This is a genomic window from Dokdonia sp. Asnod2-E02, assembly GCF_045063915.1.
Taxonomy (GTDB): Bacteria; Bacteroidota; Bacteroidia; order Flavobacteriales; family Flavobacteriaceae; genus Dokdonia.
Window position 1 is genome coordinate 2695922 of sequence record NZ_JBEFNX010000005.1, and the last position, 17465, is coordinate 2713386.

A 17465-nucleotide genomic window follows, 5' to 3' on the forward strand; every position below is an offset into this window, starting at 1 on the left:
TAATACCTTGCTTATATAAGCAATGCTAGTGAATAATTAATTTTTGAGTCTCCATAGTTTGTGGCTTTTCTATATTAAGAATATATGCCCCTGGAGCAACGTCTAGTACTGGGAATTCTAAATGTGTAGCTTCATTATCTGGAGTCCAGTCTTTTATAAGTTGCCCTAGAATATTGAACAACTGTAGCGATTTTATTTCATAATCTTGCGATTTGTCTATTATAATTGATTGTGAATCTATATTAAAATACACACTAATAGAGTCAGATTCAAAAGTGTCTTCTATTACGACTTCTTCTTCTACATCTGTATCTTGAGCTACTTCGTCATCTTCTGTAGTTTCCTCATCAGTTTGTTCTTGCTCTTCTTCATCTGTAGTTTCTTCTTCCTCTTGGTCTTCACTTTCTGCTCTTTGGAAAACGATGTAAAATCTATCTTCATAAGTACCTGCAGAGAGTGTTATGGTATACTTGTCTTGAAGATTTGTAATTTCTGTTGTAGTACCTAAAAGTTCATCAAGAACATAAACAGATACATTAGCTGTATTAACATTTTCTAGGTCATCTAGTCCTATTGATATCTCTCCATCTATAGGTAGAGTAACTCTTACCGGAAATTGACGATCGTTTTCTATAGCTGGAACTCCTAGTATGATAGCCATTTCATCTTCGAGCATCCAGGTCATATCCTCAGTAGGATTTGATGTGATAACGCCATCATAAGCTCTGTCATAGTCAAAAGTTGTGTTCTCATCAATTGTCATAAGCAATTGTCTATGGAATTGACTAGGAGAATCAAACCCTATTCTAAACTTCTCTCTAAGATCTTCTTCTTGCACTACGGCATCTTCAATGTTACTGTCATCTGTATCTTCTTCTTGATCAGAATTAAAGAAGAATGTAGAAGAGGTACTCTCTTTTGCAAACGCTCTCTGTCTATTGTTAAAAGTAGTAGTGCCGGTTGATACAGCCTCGACAAAGAACCCTTGGCCAACTGCTATAAATCGAGTTGGTGTTTTAGTTCCAGATCCAGTTTGACTCACAGCTGGATGGCTTACTGCTGGTGTACCACCACTTAAGGTATATAAAGCATACCCTGCTTGATAATCTGACAGGTAGTGGCTTCCGCCACCCCAGTGTTCCCAGAAAAGTAAGGTTCCAGTAAGATGTGGATTATCGTTTATAAATGTATTTGCATCTATAGCAGATGGGAATGGATTACCAACAAGATATTGATTACCTGCATTAATTGTTTTATTTATAGGCTCTGCTGTTGTTCCATTATTAGGTTTTCCTATAAATGTATAATTCTGTGGGTCTGGTACTGCTCCAGTACCTGGTCCCTTCATCGTGTATCCATCACCCGCAACTAAGTTTCCGGCGTTACCTATATGCTCCCAAGCACTGTAGGTATTTGCAAGATTGTTTCGGTATGTAAATAACCAAAAGTCACTTATTGTTACAGGAGAGGTTGGTGCTCCGTTATATCCAGTTCCAAAAGTCATCGTTGCTGGGCTATTAGGGTCTGTACCATCATTCATTATAGTAGAAATAGAATGACCTTGATTTATAGTGCTTGTATTTACAAGACCAACTGGCGAAGACCAAACGTTATAAGAGTAGGTGTCTGATGTTCCTTGTTGATCTTTTTCTAACCTACCAGAACTAGCTAAGTCAAGATCACTATTTTCCGTTTGGATAAGTTGAGACTCGCCAACTAAATCCATTAAACCATCTAATTTTAAATAGTGAGAAACTTCAATTTTACTATCGTTCTCAATACTTAATTCATTTGTTATAATATCTAGCCCTAAGACTGTGTTATTTTCATTAGTAGTTACATTATGTGAAGTTTGAACAATGTTCCAGTCTATAGTCTCATTAGAATCTACGATGGAAACAGCTCCAGGTATCTGTTGTGTACTACCATTCTCCCAAGTGTTGCTATTAGTCCAGTCCCCATTAGTTTCAGAAACATATGGTAGAGGAGCTGTTTGGAAATCTACAGTTTCTAGATTTTTTATAGCTGCCACGTGGTTATTGTCAGACTCATCTTTAACATTTGTAAACGTGTACCTATTCATAGGTAGATATAACTCTAGATTGCTCCAAGGAATAGTAGCTACTTCATTTTTAGAAATATTTTGAGGTATAATTTTCCCTACTACAGAGGCATCTGTAAACCTTTCAATTTCTTGGTTCATAATGAACTGTAATTGCTGTTGTGTAAGGTCATCATTCCATATTCGTACTTCATCAATGGTTCCATCAAAAAAGTTTGAAGGACTTGCGTGGTCTGTAGCCGCTATAAGCAGGTGTTGACTAGAAGCCGCGGGAGCAGGTAGATTACGACCTGTATCTTCAACTCCATCAATATAAAATGTTACTCTAGTACCATTGTAGATTACAGCAACGTGATGCCATTCATCTAGTGGTAGTGTTGTAGAAGCATTGTGAGCACGAGTTGTGCCACCAGCATCTTTCCACTGTATACGTGGTCTAAAAGCCGCGTTTAATCTTAAAGAGTAGCCTTCTGAAAAAGGAACATTACGCTTTGAAATAATCTCTCTGTTTCCAGAATTTGGTCCTCTTTTTACCCAAGCAGATATAGTAAATGGTCCTGTAAGATCTGCAACATCTTCTGCATCCATATAATCTTGTACTCCATCAAAGGTGATAGAGCGCTCATAGTAGTATTCTGGAGCATAACCGAAGGTTATGTACTTAGTTCCTTCAAAATCATAGCTAGTCTCAAGATTATCACCTACGACGTTCATAATTCTGTATTCTGAAGTTGGACTAAATGAAGGTGTGTCAGATACAAACATTAAGAAATTACCAGGCGGAGTAATAGTCGCAGTTAAACTCACTTCTGGGATAGAGATCTTAACATCTCCTACAGATCCAGTCTCGACTACCTTCCAAGTTCTTCTAATAGCGGTAAAATCTACCAGCGTAGATAAACCAGCAATACCATTACTCATATCTACAGATATAGCTGCTGCTGCTGCTAGCGATTCATTGTTATTACCCCACATAAGGAAGTTTTTATCTGCTAGAGTATTTGCGTTGCTTGCGATATTGTCAGAATTTGTATCATAAATATCCGTAAGTCCCATTGTAATAATCGCACCTGGGTTACTTGACGTAGATTGCTTTTGGTTAAGTGTTGCATCGTCATCTCTACCTATACCAGCTATGTCATATGTGTATCCTGTATGTATAGCGGTATCCCAAATAATAGAACCATCACTATCAACATAGTTTTCATCACCTTCTCTTGTTTGAGTTGTGCTATTTGTACTATGTAAGGTTACGCCATTTTTAAGCGCAAGGTATGATTGTATTCTCTTTTGGTCATAATCAGAGTTTGGCGAAGAAAAACTAATAACTTCCGTTATTTTACCATTCATCCAAGTGGAAATATCTGTTCTGTTAAGTCCAGCTCTACTTACACCTAGTGAGTATGTTGAGTTAATAAAATCATCATAAGGTAAAATTTCATTACTATTAGATGATCTGGCAGTAACGTTATCTACTTGGATTCCATTCTTATATATTTCAGTGACATTACCTAGGTTATTAGCTTTGATGTTTACAATAATTACTTCATCAGTATAAGAATCTGTAGGGCTAGAATATGCTCTTCCATAAGATTCTGTAGTAGTAGCACTAACAGTTTGAGGCGTTGTACCTACCATATGAGATAACATATTATCACTACCATTAAATCTTACAGAAATTTTTCCTGTCCAAAAACCACTACCATCTTCGGAAAATTGAGTATCACCAGCTCGGCCTCCAATGATTCCTTCATAAGCACTAGCCGTGGTACCGTCTATGATTCCTTCTTGTTGCATAACTACCCAATACTCTCTACTATATAGACCACCTTTTCCCTTTAGTTGTGTTCTATCGGCTTCGGTAAATTTTATTACCGGATTATGATTAATATTTTCATCAAATGTATTGTAATAAATAGGGGCATTTTCGTGAGTTAAGAGTGCATCATTATCTGAAGCTTGGTCACTCCAAGTCTGGGTTGCTGCACCGCTTGTGGCAGCTATTCCATAATCTGATTTTAACCACAGTTTTAAATTTCCAGTTACATCACCAGGCCCAAGAGAAGGATTTGGCGGAATAACCATTGGATTCCCAGAAATTATTATGTTGTCAAAGTTTGCACCATCGTCAACAGTTGTATCGCCGTCTGAAGCAAAACGAACTCGAACTTGAACTTGATTATTATCATATAGCGTAGCAGGTAATTCTATGAACGACTTACTAAAATCTGATTTATTAATGTCATTTCCGTTATAATTAATTCCAGACCATCCATCAATATTGTTTCCTAGGCCATCTGCATCTGTTTCGGTATACCATCTTTTTTCGGCGAGTTCGGCTACAGTTCCTAAAATAACCCAATTAGTACCTCCATCTGGTGAGTACTCAATATTCATTGCATCATCAGGATCATTATCTAGATTGTATCGTACGTCTATCTGTAATCTAAGATCAGTATAACCAGAACAATCTATTATAGGGCTAGTAACATACGTATTACTATTAGGTACGTAGTTGTTGTAATTATCTGTGTACCAAAAATTTCCTTCACTAGCTGGTTCATCTGGATTCATTCCATAAGTCCATACCGTTTGTCCTCCAGGATTTGTTGCAGTCCATCCTCCGTCACTGCTGTCAAAGGCCTCGTGGTATATTGTATATTGTGGAGTTGGATCTATGGAGGAAGTGGCTAAAAGTTCAAATGTATAAACTCCTTCATTTGCATCATTAGATGTTACTGTTATCGTTGGATTACCAGACCCCACAGCTCCTGGGAAATACGTGATTTGAAAACTAGATGTTCCTCCAGCAGGGATAATATTATTAGGTAATGCAGATACACTAAAATCTCCACTCCCGGCACCCGTTATTTCAACTAAGGGTGTACCGTTTAAAACAAGGTCACTTGTACCAGAGTTTGTAATTAAAAAATCTCTTGTAGTAGAAGAACCTATAAAAGTATTACCATAGTCAGTATTATCTGCTGTAGATGGTGTTGTATCGCCATCAGTTATCGTTATGCCATTTCCAGATATATCGATTTCTGGAGAAGTAGTAATCACTCCTTGCCCAGTAATCGTAAAGTTAAATGGGTCTTCATCACTATCGTTATTTGCAATGCTTACAGTTGCCGTATGAACGCCTGGTAGAATAGGAGTATAGGTGATTTCAAATGTTGTAGAACCTCCACCTGGTATAATACTATTAGCAGGTACTTGAGTTAATGAGAAGTAGCCAGAACCGGTAATCTGAACATATGGAGAAGCTCCAGTAAGTAGTAGATTTGCAGAGCCTATATTATTTATATTAAATGTGCTCACCTTAGAGTTACCTATAAGGCTTGTGCCAAAATCTGTTGCATTACTTACTGCAGGGGTTGTACTTCCATCAGTAACTTGGTTTCCTAGACCATCAATGGCTATTTCTGGTTGGGGACCCTCTGATTCACCTGTTATGCTAAAACTATAAGGGTTTTCATTACTATCATTATTAGCCACAGTAAAAGTGGCATTATGTGTACCTCCTAAAGTTGGGTTATATGTGATTACAAATGTTGCAGATGCTCCAGCTGCGATAGTCGCTGGTGGAGGAGTGGTAATGGTAAATTCACCTGGGTTTGCTCCTCCTAATGTCCAGCCAGACAAGTTGAGAACCGCTGTACCAGAATTAGTAATAGTAAATGTACGATTAAGTGTAGTTCCTGCAGTTATAGTCCCGTAGTCTGTATCGTCATTAACAGCTGGAGTAGTATCTCCATCAGGTATTACAATGCCTTGTCCAGAGATGGCTATCTCTGGTTGAGGGGTACTTAATGTTCCTCTTATAATAATATCTCGAAAGGCAACTCCATCCCACGTTGTGTTACCATCAGAAGCAAATATTATTCTAAAACGTACATCTGGAGAACCATCGAAGGCAGGGTTTAAAGCACTTAAGTTAAGTTGGTTTGCATTATTAAATCCTCCAAGATTTCCAGACCATCCATCTGCATTATTTGCAATACCATCTACATCTGTATCATTATAATATCCTGTTGCCGCAGATCCAAGAACAGTCCAAGCACCACCGCCTATACTGTATTGAATTTGTGCCCCATCACTACCAAATTGAGTTCTAATGAAATACTGCAAATCAAAAGTTAAATTACCATAGCCTGATAAATCAATTGACGGGCTTTCAATAGCTATAAATGTGTTATTAAAATAATTATCAAAAGGTGTACTAATTATATAACCTTGACCTGTATTGATTTGAAAGGCACCATTAGTATTTCCAGCACTATTAGTCCAAGCATTATCTCCTACAGTATCATCAAAATCTGCATCAAAGAGTACGGTTTGGGCACTACTCGTGTGCGCAAATGTGGTAATGAAAAGAATGAGGGACATTAAGCCAATTGCTTGGCTTAGAGTAGTTTTTTTCATAATGTAAATATTGTCTTTTAAAGGGACCTTAGGATCTTTAAAAATAGTTGGGATTGCTAAATTACTAAATTTTACGGCGTAAAGCGTTAAAAAGTGTTAAAATAGCGCAATTCAACTGTAATTTGTGTATTTCATCGATGTTTTTAAAGAAATCACACTTAATTTTTACTTGTTTATTTTAGATAAGGTGCATTTTACCATCGACGAAATACATATATATTCCAGTTAAATTTTACAATTAGAGTGTTTACGCTTTCGCGAAAGCGCAAAAAAAAGGAGAAGTTAACCTAAGATAACCTCCCCTTTTTCTAATGATAAATAACATTAATCTTTAAACCTTTTCCGTAAGCCTAGGAATGCTCCAGCTACAATACCTACGGTTACAAAACCGTCGATGGGTGCTGCAGGCGCCTGATCATTTACATCATTTGCAAATGTTATTTGCGAGGAAGCACTTGTTGATATAAAAACTACAAATAAAGTACTTAATATATATTTTTTGAATATTGAATTTTTCATTTTTATAAATTTAAGTTGGTGTTTTTATTGAATTACAATTCTGTGCGATATTGCTACATCTTGACTTGTAATGGATAGGATATAAACACCTGCTTTTAGGTTATGTAAATTTGTGATGGTAGCTGTCGCTCCGTCAAATGAAAGGGGTTGTGCAATAACTTGCTGCCCTAAGAGATTTGTAATGGTAACATCTACAGTTAATCCTGCAAGTTTTGTAGCTGTAAGAGATAATGTTCCATCTGTTACTGGGTTAGGGTACATTGCAAAATCTATGGTATCATTACCTTCTGTAGATAGAGCTTGAGATTGATAAACTATTTTAAATCGAGTAGCTTCTATACTTGCATCTATAGTTTCATCTACAGAAAAAGTTATCGTGTTAAGACCATTCTCTAGCATTGTAAGCTCTCCTGTGTAGGTGTCCTCTAGATAAGGTGTAACTTCATTAAAACCACTTGCCGTAATATCTAATGTATAATTAGATACTCTGTACAAGGCATTATAAAGTTGTACTTCATCATTTTCTGTAGGTATAGCAAGTTTATCTACGCTAAGCAGGGTTCCATCTTTTAAGATTCCCATATTTTCGTCAATGTTATAAAACTTTGATACATCTTCACTAGTTAATTCATTACTAAAATTGTTATCATAAAGAATTACAAAGTTGTCTTGTAAACCTGCGTCTGTACCGTACCTGTCAGTTCTATAAAGTTTTGCGATAAGTTGTGACGAGCTAGCAAATGTGGTTGCGTTATTGTTAAAAACAGCTACATCATTACCAACAGCCTTATCTGTCTCGTTAAACACAACAGAGGTAGAGTTATCACCTACAGTATTTTCAGTAGCTGTAAAGAATGACTGTCCTGGTTGTATGTAATGGTAGCTTTTTGAAGTAGCACCATTGCTTGAGCCAGTTCCATCTAGTAATACAGTTACATATTGTCCTCTAGCACCAAGTGTTGCGTCCCATACCCATACTTCACTTGCTTTTATGTTATTAGATCCAGCAAGTACATCATTTATGTTTACAGATGCCTGATATGGATTACCAATAAAGTTAAAAGCGCCTGCATTATGGTTTAGCTCTGCTCCAGTAGTTTGTATAGTCGCCGTTGCTAGCGTTCCAGTACTTCTAAGTGTCGTGTTAGAAGGTGTTGCTGCGTTAGTCGTGAGGTCTATGCTTCTGTCACCTCGTACCATAAGTCGTAATGGAGTTCCTGCTGTAAGTGTTGTCGCATCTGTATTTGAAATCGCTTCCCAAGCTTGTGCTCCATTATTAAGAGCAAAGAGTGAAGGATTACCAGAACCTGTAGCGTCAAAACCATTTTCTCCAGTGGTAGAGCCTGTGATATGCGTACCATAACCTGGATTAGGATCTACATTATCTGCTGGGTAGTTAATACCTGTGTTGTTACCACCTTCTTGCCAGTTTGTATTGATACTTGTTGTAGAAGTAACAGAACTTGATAGTAATCTAAAGGCTCTTCTTGCTGGTATATAACTTTCTGTTGTAACGTTACCTACAATGCTTCCTCCAGTAATAACATCCACCATAGCAGTGCCATTTACATCACTGCCTAGAGTAAGTAGGTTACTTGTGTTGAGTTGACCATTTGTAAGTGTTAGTAGTGTTGTAAGTTTTAACGGTACAGATAGTATGGCGCCTGCTGGGTTATTTAATACAAGTGAACCTAGTTCAAACTCATTACCAAAAATACTTTGAGCGCCTGTACCATTTAGTTCTACAGTTGCATCACTAGCTGTAAGCGTACCGGTATTTATAATATTACCAGTTGTAGATAGAGTAGTAGTACCTAGATCAAGTGTTGCCCCTGGACTTATAGTCACGTTATTTATAAAAGTATTTGCCGTTAAGGATGTGGTTCCAGATAGGACTTGAATATTATGATCTATACTTGATAAGCCACTTGGGTCAAAAGGAGACCAAGTACCTGCGTCATAAATAAAATCATTACTCACACTAATTATAACATTATCTATCGCAATATCACTAGCAAATGAGTCTCCTGTTTCTCCTATGATACGCACTTTAATAATCTCTCCTACGTAAGCGTTTAGGCTCACATCTACTGTTGTAAACGGATCTGCATTTGCAGTTTGTTCTTGAGCTCCTGTTCTGGATAACTCTCTAGTCCAAGTTGCTCCGCCATCTTCACTTATATCTATATGTAAATTTCCTATTTCTGCACCAAATCTGTGATAATCAAATGTTAAAGTCGCACTCGCTGGAGTAAGCAAGTTTATACAAGGAGACTCTAATGTTGCGGTCTTGTTATTATCACCACCAGATGCTTCTGTGTAGATATATACACTACCATCAGATGCTTGATCCGGTCCTGTAGTATCTGCAGGGTTTCCTCCAGTATTTGATGGGGTAAGTCCAGATATGCGCGTCCAGTCTATATCTATGGCAGCGTTACTTTCATTTATTTGCGTCCAGTCTCCAAAACCTGTTTCAAAACTTTCTGTATACGGTGCAACCTCTGTAGGTATAACTTCCGTTCCAGGACATATAGAGCTTGTAGTAAAGTTTACTGTATCACTGTACGGAGAGTTTCCACCAGCACAGTTTGTTCTTACCTGCACATCGTAGGTTGTAACACCGGTTAAGCCAGTTAGCTCTATAGAGTTTGTTGTAACATTACTCGCTGTCCAGGTAGTTGTTCCGCTTTCGCGAAAGCGTACTCTATATGAACCACTTTCTGCCTGAAACCAGCTTATTGTAGCTGTAGTCTCAAAAATATTACTTGCGATTATATCTATAGGAGCCTCATCATTAACAACTGTTACTGTAGCTGTACAAGTATCTGTATTTCCCTTAAAATCAGTAACCGTAAGTGTGACTGTGTTAGTACCAATATTTGAACAATCAAAGGTGTCAATATCTAAGGCATAGGTCTCAATTCCAATATTATCTGTAGAACCATTCTCAATTTGATTTGCTTGAAGTACAGCTATTCCATCATATCCTAAACCGATAGTAACATCTTGGCATACAGCAGTAGGGCTAGTTGTGTCATTAGGGTCAATTCTCAAATTATCTATAGCAATATCACTAAGGTCACCATTTCCGGTTATGATTCTAAATCGTAATTGAAATACTTGGTTTGTGTATGTATTAAGGTTAACAGAACCGTTTTTCCAATCTGTACCATTTGCACTTTGTGCACCATTTCTTGAGAACACAGTTGTCCAGTTATTACTAATGCTTGATTTTGCTTCGACTATAAGAGATCCTGTATTTGAACCTCTCATATGATAGTCAAAATCAAATGTACCAGTTAGACCGCCATTCCAGTCTATACAAGGGCTTGTTATAATCACCTCTGCATTAGCTCCTACACCTATCGTATTATCAGTAGCCTCAACAAAGTAATAGTAAGTGCCTTGTGAGGCAATAGATGGTCCTGTATTATTATCTGGGGTGTTTCCAGAACCTCTTGAAAGGTCTCCGTCATCTCCTACGTTTTGAGTCCACGCACCTAGACCTACTTCAAAGTCTTCGTGATTAACGGGTGAGGTACCTGCAACACAAGATCTATCATTATCTATACTAAGTATTTTAAATTCGTCAAAAGAAAATCCAGCAAATGATGTTGTATAACCATCATCATTGTTTGAAGAGTCACTATCAAACACAAAACGTAGTTGTAAATCTTGAGCTCCAGATAAAAATGTATTTGCAGCTGGGCTTATTTCAATTTCTTCAAGAACCCACTTTTCACCTTTAAATCCTTCAAAAACAGGTTCTAATCCTGGTTGGTTTTCTCTATCTGCAGTTGATTTTGTAGTTCCTCCAGAGCCGCTTGCAGGACTATACCTATTTGAACCAAGAGTGGTTCCTGGTTTTGTGTACTTGCCGCTTAGAGCCATCCATTGCCCTGTATTACCATCTCGACCTTGCAATTGTACGTAGTCAAAACTACGCTCTAAATCCCATTTAGCAAAAAACTGAATAAGAGTAGTTTTAGAAAGGTCTGATATATCGAAACTTTGATTAAGAGCTAGATTTACATTCTTATTATTTGCATAAGGAGGCGTCGCATCAAAGGTTATTCCCCTTGAGTTTTCAAAACCACTTGTAGATGTAGTTACCCACTCTCCTGTTGTTCCAGAGCTTGTCCAGTTATTTAAGCTTGTCGGATTTAAATCTTCTGCAAAGAGAGTTGTGGTTTGATATGTTTTTTGAATAGTTGCTTGATAAATGATATGAGTATCATTACTCAAAGTAACCTCATACTCAATGGTGTCTCCACTTGCTATACTATTGTCTAAAGTGTAAGTCACGGTAACATCAGATTGTTCTTGTTTATTGATGTTTAGAGTAGGTACTGTGTCTATTGAAGTAATATTACTTGATACTGGTGTAACTGTTAAGGTTACAGGGCTGGCTGTCATTCCTAAATACTCGATTCCAAATTTGAGGTCTCCCGTAGTGCTTGTAATATTAGAAGGCGTTTCATCGTGTAGTTGAGCTAGTTTACCTGCATATAAAGCATTTACTAAGTTCATACGTGTTGCTCTAGCTGCAATAGACACAATTTGTGAAGGTAATGGCCAGAAGCCTGTTCCATATTGTGAATCTGCCTCGGCACCAGTAGGATCACCGTTTTCTGGAGCTAGTGCTAGTATGCCCTTACCAGATCCTACAGAGTTACTGTTAAGTGGGTCTGGTGCTCCACCCAGCATCCAGTCGCTCATATCTCCATTTGCAACTGTAAGAATATTTGGTGCTTCACCATATATGTACCTATTAAAGTGTGTTAGGTCGTGGCAAAATTTTACATAATCGTCTTCACGCCCAGAAGATGGAGACCCTGGGTATGCATTGTAAGCGTGTGGTAATAGGTTTGAGGTCGCGTGATGGTTTAATGCTGTCTTGGTCTCATGATTTGCTGTAAAGGCTCTAACTATTTGAGTTTCTGGTTCAGAAAAAGGCGTTGTTCCTCGGTATACATTTGAAGAAGGCGTGCCACTAGAACCCGCACCATTACCAGTATAAGTAGTATTTGACCCCCAGAAGTACTCATAGTTTCTATTAAGGTCTACACCTCTTGAAGAGTTATTACCTGTATTTGCAGAAGGGTTGAGATTCTTACGTTGTAGACCACCACCATTAGGGTTAGTTTGCTCATTCCATAAGAGACCATCAGGATTTGCTACTGGTACAAAATACATCTCGTGATTATCTACGAGGTTTTTAATATCTGCATCAGACTCATAGTTTTCTAGTACATACCACATATAGTATATGATATTCATCATACTGCTTACCTCACGAGAGTGAGTCATACCACTATAAAAAGATTCTGGCTCATTAGGTTCGTCAGTATTAGGATTGTCAGAAATACGTACGTAGTAAATAGTTTGGGGTTCCCAAGTATCGTATTGCCCACCATTAGTAAACTGGTTACCGTGAGTTTTTATAGGTGTTCCTGAGCCATCTTCGGCAAGTGAAGCATCTTTACGTACCGATATGAGGTGTGGGTATAGTTGTCTCATTCTATCAAGTTCGGCAAGCATCTCAGTATAAGTAAGACATCCATTCATAGAGCCTAACTCAAAATTTTGGGGCGTTTGCCAGTTTACTTCAGATTCTCCTTCGTATTGTATAATATTTGAGATAGAAGTTTCTACCGTGCTTACAGAACGGGATACATCTCCAGAGGCACCTTGGACTTTTAAAAGTTCAAGCTCCTGCATAGCCTTAGGAAGATCTACATCATTAAGTTCTTGATAGTAGGCTCTTGTATCTTCTATGATCGTAGTAAATGGAACGCCTTGGCTTTCAATTTCGGCAACCTCAGTATCAGAAAGTTCTAAAAAAAGATCTGTACCTATAAAGCTTGCACCACATTTTAAATCAATACCGGTGGTTGCTATATTTTGTAATTGCGTATGAGAGGGGTTTATAATTTTAATACGCTTACCATTATGCTCAAGAGCACTATGATTGTGAGATTCAGTAGGTGAATGAACTTCTTGGGCTTTACTGTAAGTAGTTGTAATTATGAGTAAAGAAAAAAGGGTTAAAACCTTGAGGTAGGTTTGTTTCATAATTTAAGTAGGTTTAGTTTTTAATTTGGGTTGTTTAAAATCTTGGGGATTTTAGACGCGTAAAACTAGACAAATATCTTAATGCACCCTTAATATAAATGTTAAAATTGTGCATTTCACAGATGATTTAGTGTATTTCATCGATAAAACTGATTGTTTTTGTCTTTCTGAACACTTATTAATTTTAAAGATAATTAGGTTCTAACTGTTTGGTATAGAGTGGTTTGTTTAGGGTGGTTCTCATAGAATGTTAAATGTTTTTTTATAAATCAAAATGTCTCTCTGTTTTTTAAATAAAAATAGATTTAGGTCTATATTTACCCGTATTTTAAGTTGAATTCTAGGTATAATTCAACTTTTTAGGATTAAAATAGAGCTAATAGAGTAATAAATAGAGAGAATGAAACTTAGAATTTTTAGTACTGCGGTAGTTATTTTATTAGCCTTACAATCTTGTTCTGATGAGGAGGTAATATTGCCAGAGGTACTAGAACCTTCAGACATTATTTTCAATCAAATTACAGTAAGTAACCCTACTACACAGCTTGTTTCAGATTGGACTAACCTTTGGCTAGAGATAGATCAGTATGCGTACGGTATGCGACCTACAGCCACCTCAAGAGCACTCGCATATATACATCTTGCAGGGTATGAGACGGCAGTCTTTAGTATGGAGGGTTATATGTCAAATGCAGATAACCTAAGTGGTCTCACTATAAACAACTCAGAAAGAGCTAGTAATATATCTCTCAATCTTGCACTCAATACGTGTTACGGTCTCGTTTTTGACCATTTTATGTATAATGTACAAGCAGATTATGATGTTAAAATTACTCAATATAGGGATGCCCAAGAAGCACAGCTAGGAGAAGGTCTTAATGCAGAGACCATTGCAAATTCAAAAAGCTGGGGAGCCTATGTGGCGCAACAAGTTATTGCATATAGCGAGACAGATGCAGCTGCCGAAGCTCAAATAACAGACCCGCAGCCATTTAGTTATGAGCCTCCAGTAGGAGAAGGCTACTGGACCTATAGTGCAGATGAGGAGAGAGCTTGGTTTCCATACTGGGAGCAAGCAAGAACTTTTATAATTTCTCCAGAAGAGACTACTACCGTTGCACCACCTATAGCATATAGTACAGAAGTAGGGAGCGATTTTTATACTCAAATGATGGAAGTATACACTACTAATAATGCAGCTAGAGAAGAGAATAATGAGAACCTCTGGATTGCAGAGTTTTGGTCTGATGATGTAGAGGGACTTATGACCAGCCCTCCAGGTCATCAAGTCTCTATTGCAAACCAACTCATAGGGCAGTATGATACAAGTCCCACGGCGTCTCTCGTATTATTACTCAAATTAGGATTCTCACTTAATGATGCTGCAGTATCTACTTGGGCAGATAAGTATGAGTATATGGTTATGCGACCTAGTGTCTATATACAAGAACATATAGATCCCTCTTATGAAACTAACCTTTATAGATTTATAAACTGGCCTAATCCGTCATTTCCTGGGTATCCATCGGGGCACTCTGCTTTTGCTTCGGCGGCAGCGGGTGTATTTATTGATGCGTTTGGGAACAATATTAATTTTACAGATAGAACCCACGAGGGAAGAACAGCCTTTAGAGGAGCACCTAGAGAGTTTACATCCTTTACAGATATGGCACAAGAAAATGGATATTCTAGAATTCCGCTAGGTGTGCATATTGAGATGGATTGTACAGAGGGACTACGACTAGGGTATGAAATTTCAGATGCGATAAATGCATATGACTTGACTAACTAGTTATAAAACTATTGTTATAAAAAGATGTCTGAGTACGCTTTCGCGAAAGCATACTTAGCTCAAAAGTTTCTTGTCATAAAAAGTTGAGATAAAATTACATAGCTCACAAAGGCTGATATATATCATAGTTATAGCAAATAAAACCTATTAGTTTTAGGTAACTAAAATAGGTGCTATGAAAAATATCCTCCTCCTTACAGATTTTACAGCCAAGTCTGAAAATGCACATCAATATGCCTTTAAGTATTTTAAAGGTCAAGAGTGCACCTTTCATTTATTAAGTATTCAGAAAGCTTGGGACTTTACTATGGATGACCTTATGGTTGCCAGCTCAAAAAGTAGTGTAGATAATGCCTTACTAGAAGATAATCGCAGTGACCTAGCATCGCTCATTATAAAGTACACTAGTATTTATAGCAACGGGACCTACACTTTTAAGAGTCACGTAGATTATGACATCTTTACAGATGCTATTTCTCAAGCCGTGCTAAATTATAAGATAGATGTCGTGGTATGTGGTACAGATGGTAATACGGGCGTTATGGAAGCAATTTTTAGCTCACACACCTTACGTGTGATACATACATCAGACTGCTCTGTGCTTGTCGTGCCAGAACATTATACTTATGAAGTACCTAAACGAGTTCAATACCTACTAGACTATGATGACTCTTTTGACACTTGTGGTAAAGATCTATTTGATGAGCTTTTACTAAAGTATAAACCTAAGGTAAGCGTGCTTAGATTAACCTTTGCTTTAGAGATGCACCCCGTAGAGTGTGATGCAGAAGAGGAGGAAATAAAGAGTTTATATCCTCACGTACCGCTAGATTATCACATACTCTCGACAGAGCAACCTATAAATGAGATTGATGAATTTGTAGAAAAAAATGACGTGCAGATGCAAGTGATTTCTGTAAAAAAGCAAACCTTTTTAGAACGTGTTTTTTCAAACTCACACCTAAGCGACATTGTAAATTCCTCTAGTTTACCAGTGTTTATTTTACGAGACTGTGAGAAGTAGTAGATGGATAAATTATGCTTTCGCGAAAGCGTAATTACAATCATCAAGCCCTTAAGAGTGGTCTTATTATAATTTGTAATGCTTCTCAAGCTCCTTGCAAGCAGACTCATAACCTATTTGAAAAATACGCTCAACATTGCGCATACTAAAAGTGCCAAACTTAGAGAGCTCATCTGGGCAAACAAGGATATCGCACATAGTAAATTTATTCTTAATACGATGGTGTAAATTAATCTCATAAGCTCTATTAAGAACTTGGTAAGAATGTTTTAAGGAAGTGATATTTATAGCACTGAGAGGGTTTACATAACTACCTATAATACGGTTGCAATTATTTATTAAAGGCTCCACGGGAAAATCATCTATAACCCCGCCGTCAAAGTATAAAGTCCCATCTATATCAATAGGAGTAAACACTCCAGGAAAAGATGCCGATGCAATAATAGGTTTAATGAGGCTACCACTATTAAAAATGTGTTGCTCACCACTCACAACGGTGGTTGCTGTTATGGATAATGGGAGCTTTAAAGCCTCAAAACTATCATCTGGAAAAAATGCAGCTAGATCATTTGCAAATTTTAAGGAATCTAGTATTCCGGGTTTACTGCGAGCATATCTACTTAGTTTAAAAATAGATGTATTTCTAAAAAAGTTTAAAATTGTCTCCCAGTCATAACCTGCAGCATAAAGTCCGCCTACAATGGCGCCAGCACTTGTGCCCGTAACATAAGAAGGTTTAATGTTATATTCATCTAGAGCCTTGAGTAATCCTACGTGAGCAACTCCTTTTATACCACCTCCAGATAATGCAAGTCCTATTTTCATAACATATGGGATTGAGTATGCAAGATAGTAGATTATGGTTAAAATTATAAGGCTAGTGGAGGGATCTTGATTATGATAAATATCATTTGCTTATCAAGCGACACCGTATAGATTTGAGTATGAAAATATCACGCCATCGTCTCGTTATAAAAATTGGTTTTTTAATGCTGTGTAATCTTACTGTATTAAAAACCTATGGGCAACAGTATAATGTAGAGTTACGTCCTACACTTCATTTTCCTACACGCACAGTACTAGATCAAAACTTACGTATAGGTAATGGTATAGAACTCGCTGGTGTCTATAATATAAGTAATCGTACAGATATATATGCAGGTGTATTATGGAATCGTTTTGATACTGATGAGTCTCGCAATGAAGAAGATATAGAATATACTCAAAAGGGGATTGTCTTAGGTGCACTTTTCAATTTTAAAATAATAGAGAAGCAGAAGCATTTGTTTTATGTAAGGACAGGATTAACCTACTCAAATGTTGCTTCTAGTAGCGTTATTGAAACTGCAAATTTTGAGTCAAAAAATGCCATAGGGACGCAAGTAGGTTTAGGTATGAGTATAAAGAGTCTGGGGCATTGGTCCATACTACCAGAGTTAAGATACAGTAGTTCTTCTCACCGCATAGATGTTACCTCTGGAAATGACTTATTATCGTTTAATACAATCGCCATTACAGTAGCTATAAGAAGATCATTGTAGCTGATATATATCATATTATACCTT

At 37.3% G+C, this 17465-nt stretch carries 7 protein-coding genes; 3 read left to right on the top strand and 4 right to left on the bottom strand.

Going from position 1 to position 17465, the window contains the following annotated elements:
* Positions 1–25: 25 nt before the first annotated feature.
* The 3 genes from ACJJVM_RS12305 to ACJJVM_RS12315 all read right to left on the bottom strand — a co-directional run bounded on the left by ACJJVM_RS12305 (position 26) and on the right by ACJJVM_RS12315 (position 13084).
* Positions 26–6487: a choice-of-anchor D domain-containing protein gene (locus ACJJVM_RS12305; protein ID WP_405211838.1), complete on the bottom strand. Its 6462-nt coding sequence runs from the start codon at positions 6485–6487 to the stop codon at positions 26–28.
* Between the two features lie 324 nt (positions 6488–6811).
* Entirely contained in the window at positions 6812–7006 is a 195-nt protein-coding gene (locus ACJJVM_RS12310; RefSeq protein ID WP_405211839.1) for a hypothetical protein, read from the bottom strand.
* 24 nt (positions 7007–7030) lie between these two features.
* Complete coding sequence (locus tag ACJJVM_RS12315) at positions 7031–13084, bottom strand: M14 family zinc carboxypeptidase (protein ID WP_405211840.1); 6054 nt, start codon at positions 13082–13084, stop codon at positions 7031–7033.
* A 400-nt stretch (positions 13085–13484) separates the two neighbouring features.
* On the opposite strand from ACJJVM_RS12315, the gene ACJJVM_RS12320 reads away from it, so the two are divergent.
* Entirely contained in the window at positions 13485–14876 is a 1392-nt protein-coding gene (locus ACJJVM_RS12320) for a vanadium-dependent haloperoxidase (RefSeq protein WP_405211841.1), read from the top strand.
* 175 nt (positions 14877–15051) lie between these two features.
* The gene (locus ACJJVM_RS12325) at positions 15052–15900 is read left to right on the top strand and encodes a universal stress protein (protein WP_405211842.1); all 849 of its coding nucleotides are present in this window, start codon (positions 15052–15054) and stop codon (positions 15898–15900) included.
* A 66-nt stretch (positions 15901–15966) separates the two neighbouring features.
* Here ACJJVM_RS12325 and ACJJVM_RS12330 read toward each other — a convergent pair whose 3' ends face one another.
* The gene (locus ACJJVM_RS12330) at positions 15967–16725 is read right to left on the bottom strand and encodes a patatin-like phospholipase family protein (protein ID WP_405211843.1); all 759 of its coding nucleotides are present in this window, start codon (positions 16723–16725) and stop codon (positions 15967–15969) included.
* A gap of 119 nt (positions 16726–16844) precedes the next feature.
* On the opposite strand from ACJJVM_RS12330, the gene ACJJVM_RS12335 reads away from it, so the two are divergent.
* Positions 16845–17441 carry an outer membrane beta-barrel protein gene (locus ACJJVM_RS12335; protein WP_405211844.1) on the top strand — a complete coding sequence of 199 codons (597 nt, stop codon included), beginning with the start codon at positions 16845–16847 and terminating at the stop codon, positions 17439–17441.
* Positions 17442–17465 lie beyond the last annotated feature (24 nt).

Bases quoted from the DNA above. Each gene is read 5' to 3' on its own strand.
- ACJJVM_RS12310 (WP_405211839.1), bottom strand. From the start codon at position 7,006: ATGAAAAATTCAATATTCAAAAAATATATATTAAGTACTTTATTTGTA.
- ACJJVM_RS12325 (WP_405211842.1), top strand. From the start codon at position 15,052: ATGAAAAATATCCTCCTCCTTACAGATTTTACAGCCAAGTCTGAAAAT.
- ACJJVM_RS12305 (WP_405211838.1), bottom strand. From the start codon at position 6,487: ATGAAAAAAACTACTCTAAGCCAAGCAATTGGCTTAATGTCCCTCATT.
- ACJJVM_RS12315 (WP_405211840.1), bottom strand. From the start codon at position 13,084: ATGAAACAAACCTACCTCAAGGTTTTAACCCTTTTTTCTTTACTCATA.
- ACJJVM_RS12330 (WP_405211843.1), bottom strand. From the start codon at position 16,725: ATGAAAATAGGACTTGCATTATCTGGAGGTGGTATAAAAGGAGTTGCT.
- ACJJVM_RS12320 (WP_405211841.1), top strand. From the start codon at position 13,485: ATGAAACTTAGAATTTTTAGTACTGCGGTAGTTATTTTATTAGCCTTA.
- ACJJVM_RS12335 (WP_405211844.1), top strand. From the start codon at position 16,845: ATGAAAATATCACGCCATCGTCTCGTTATAAAAATTGGTTTTTTAATG.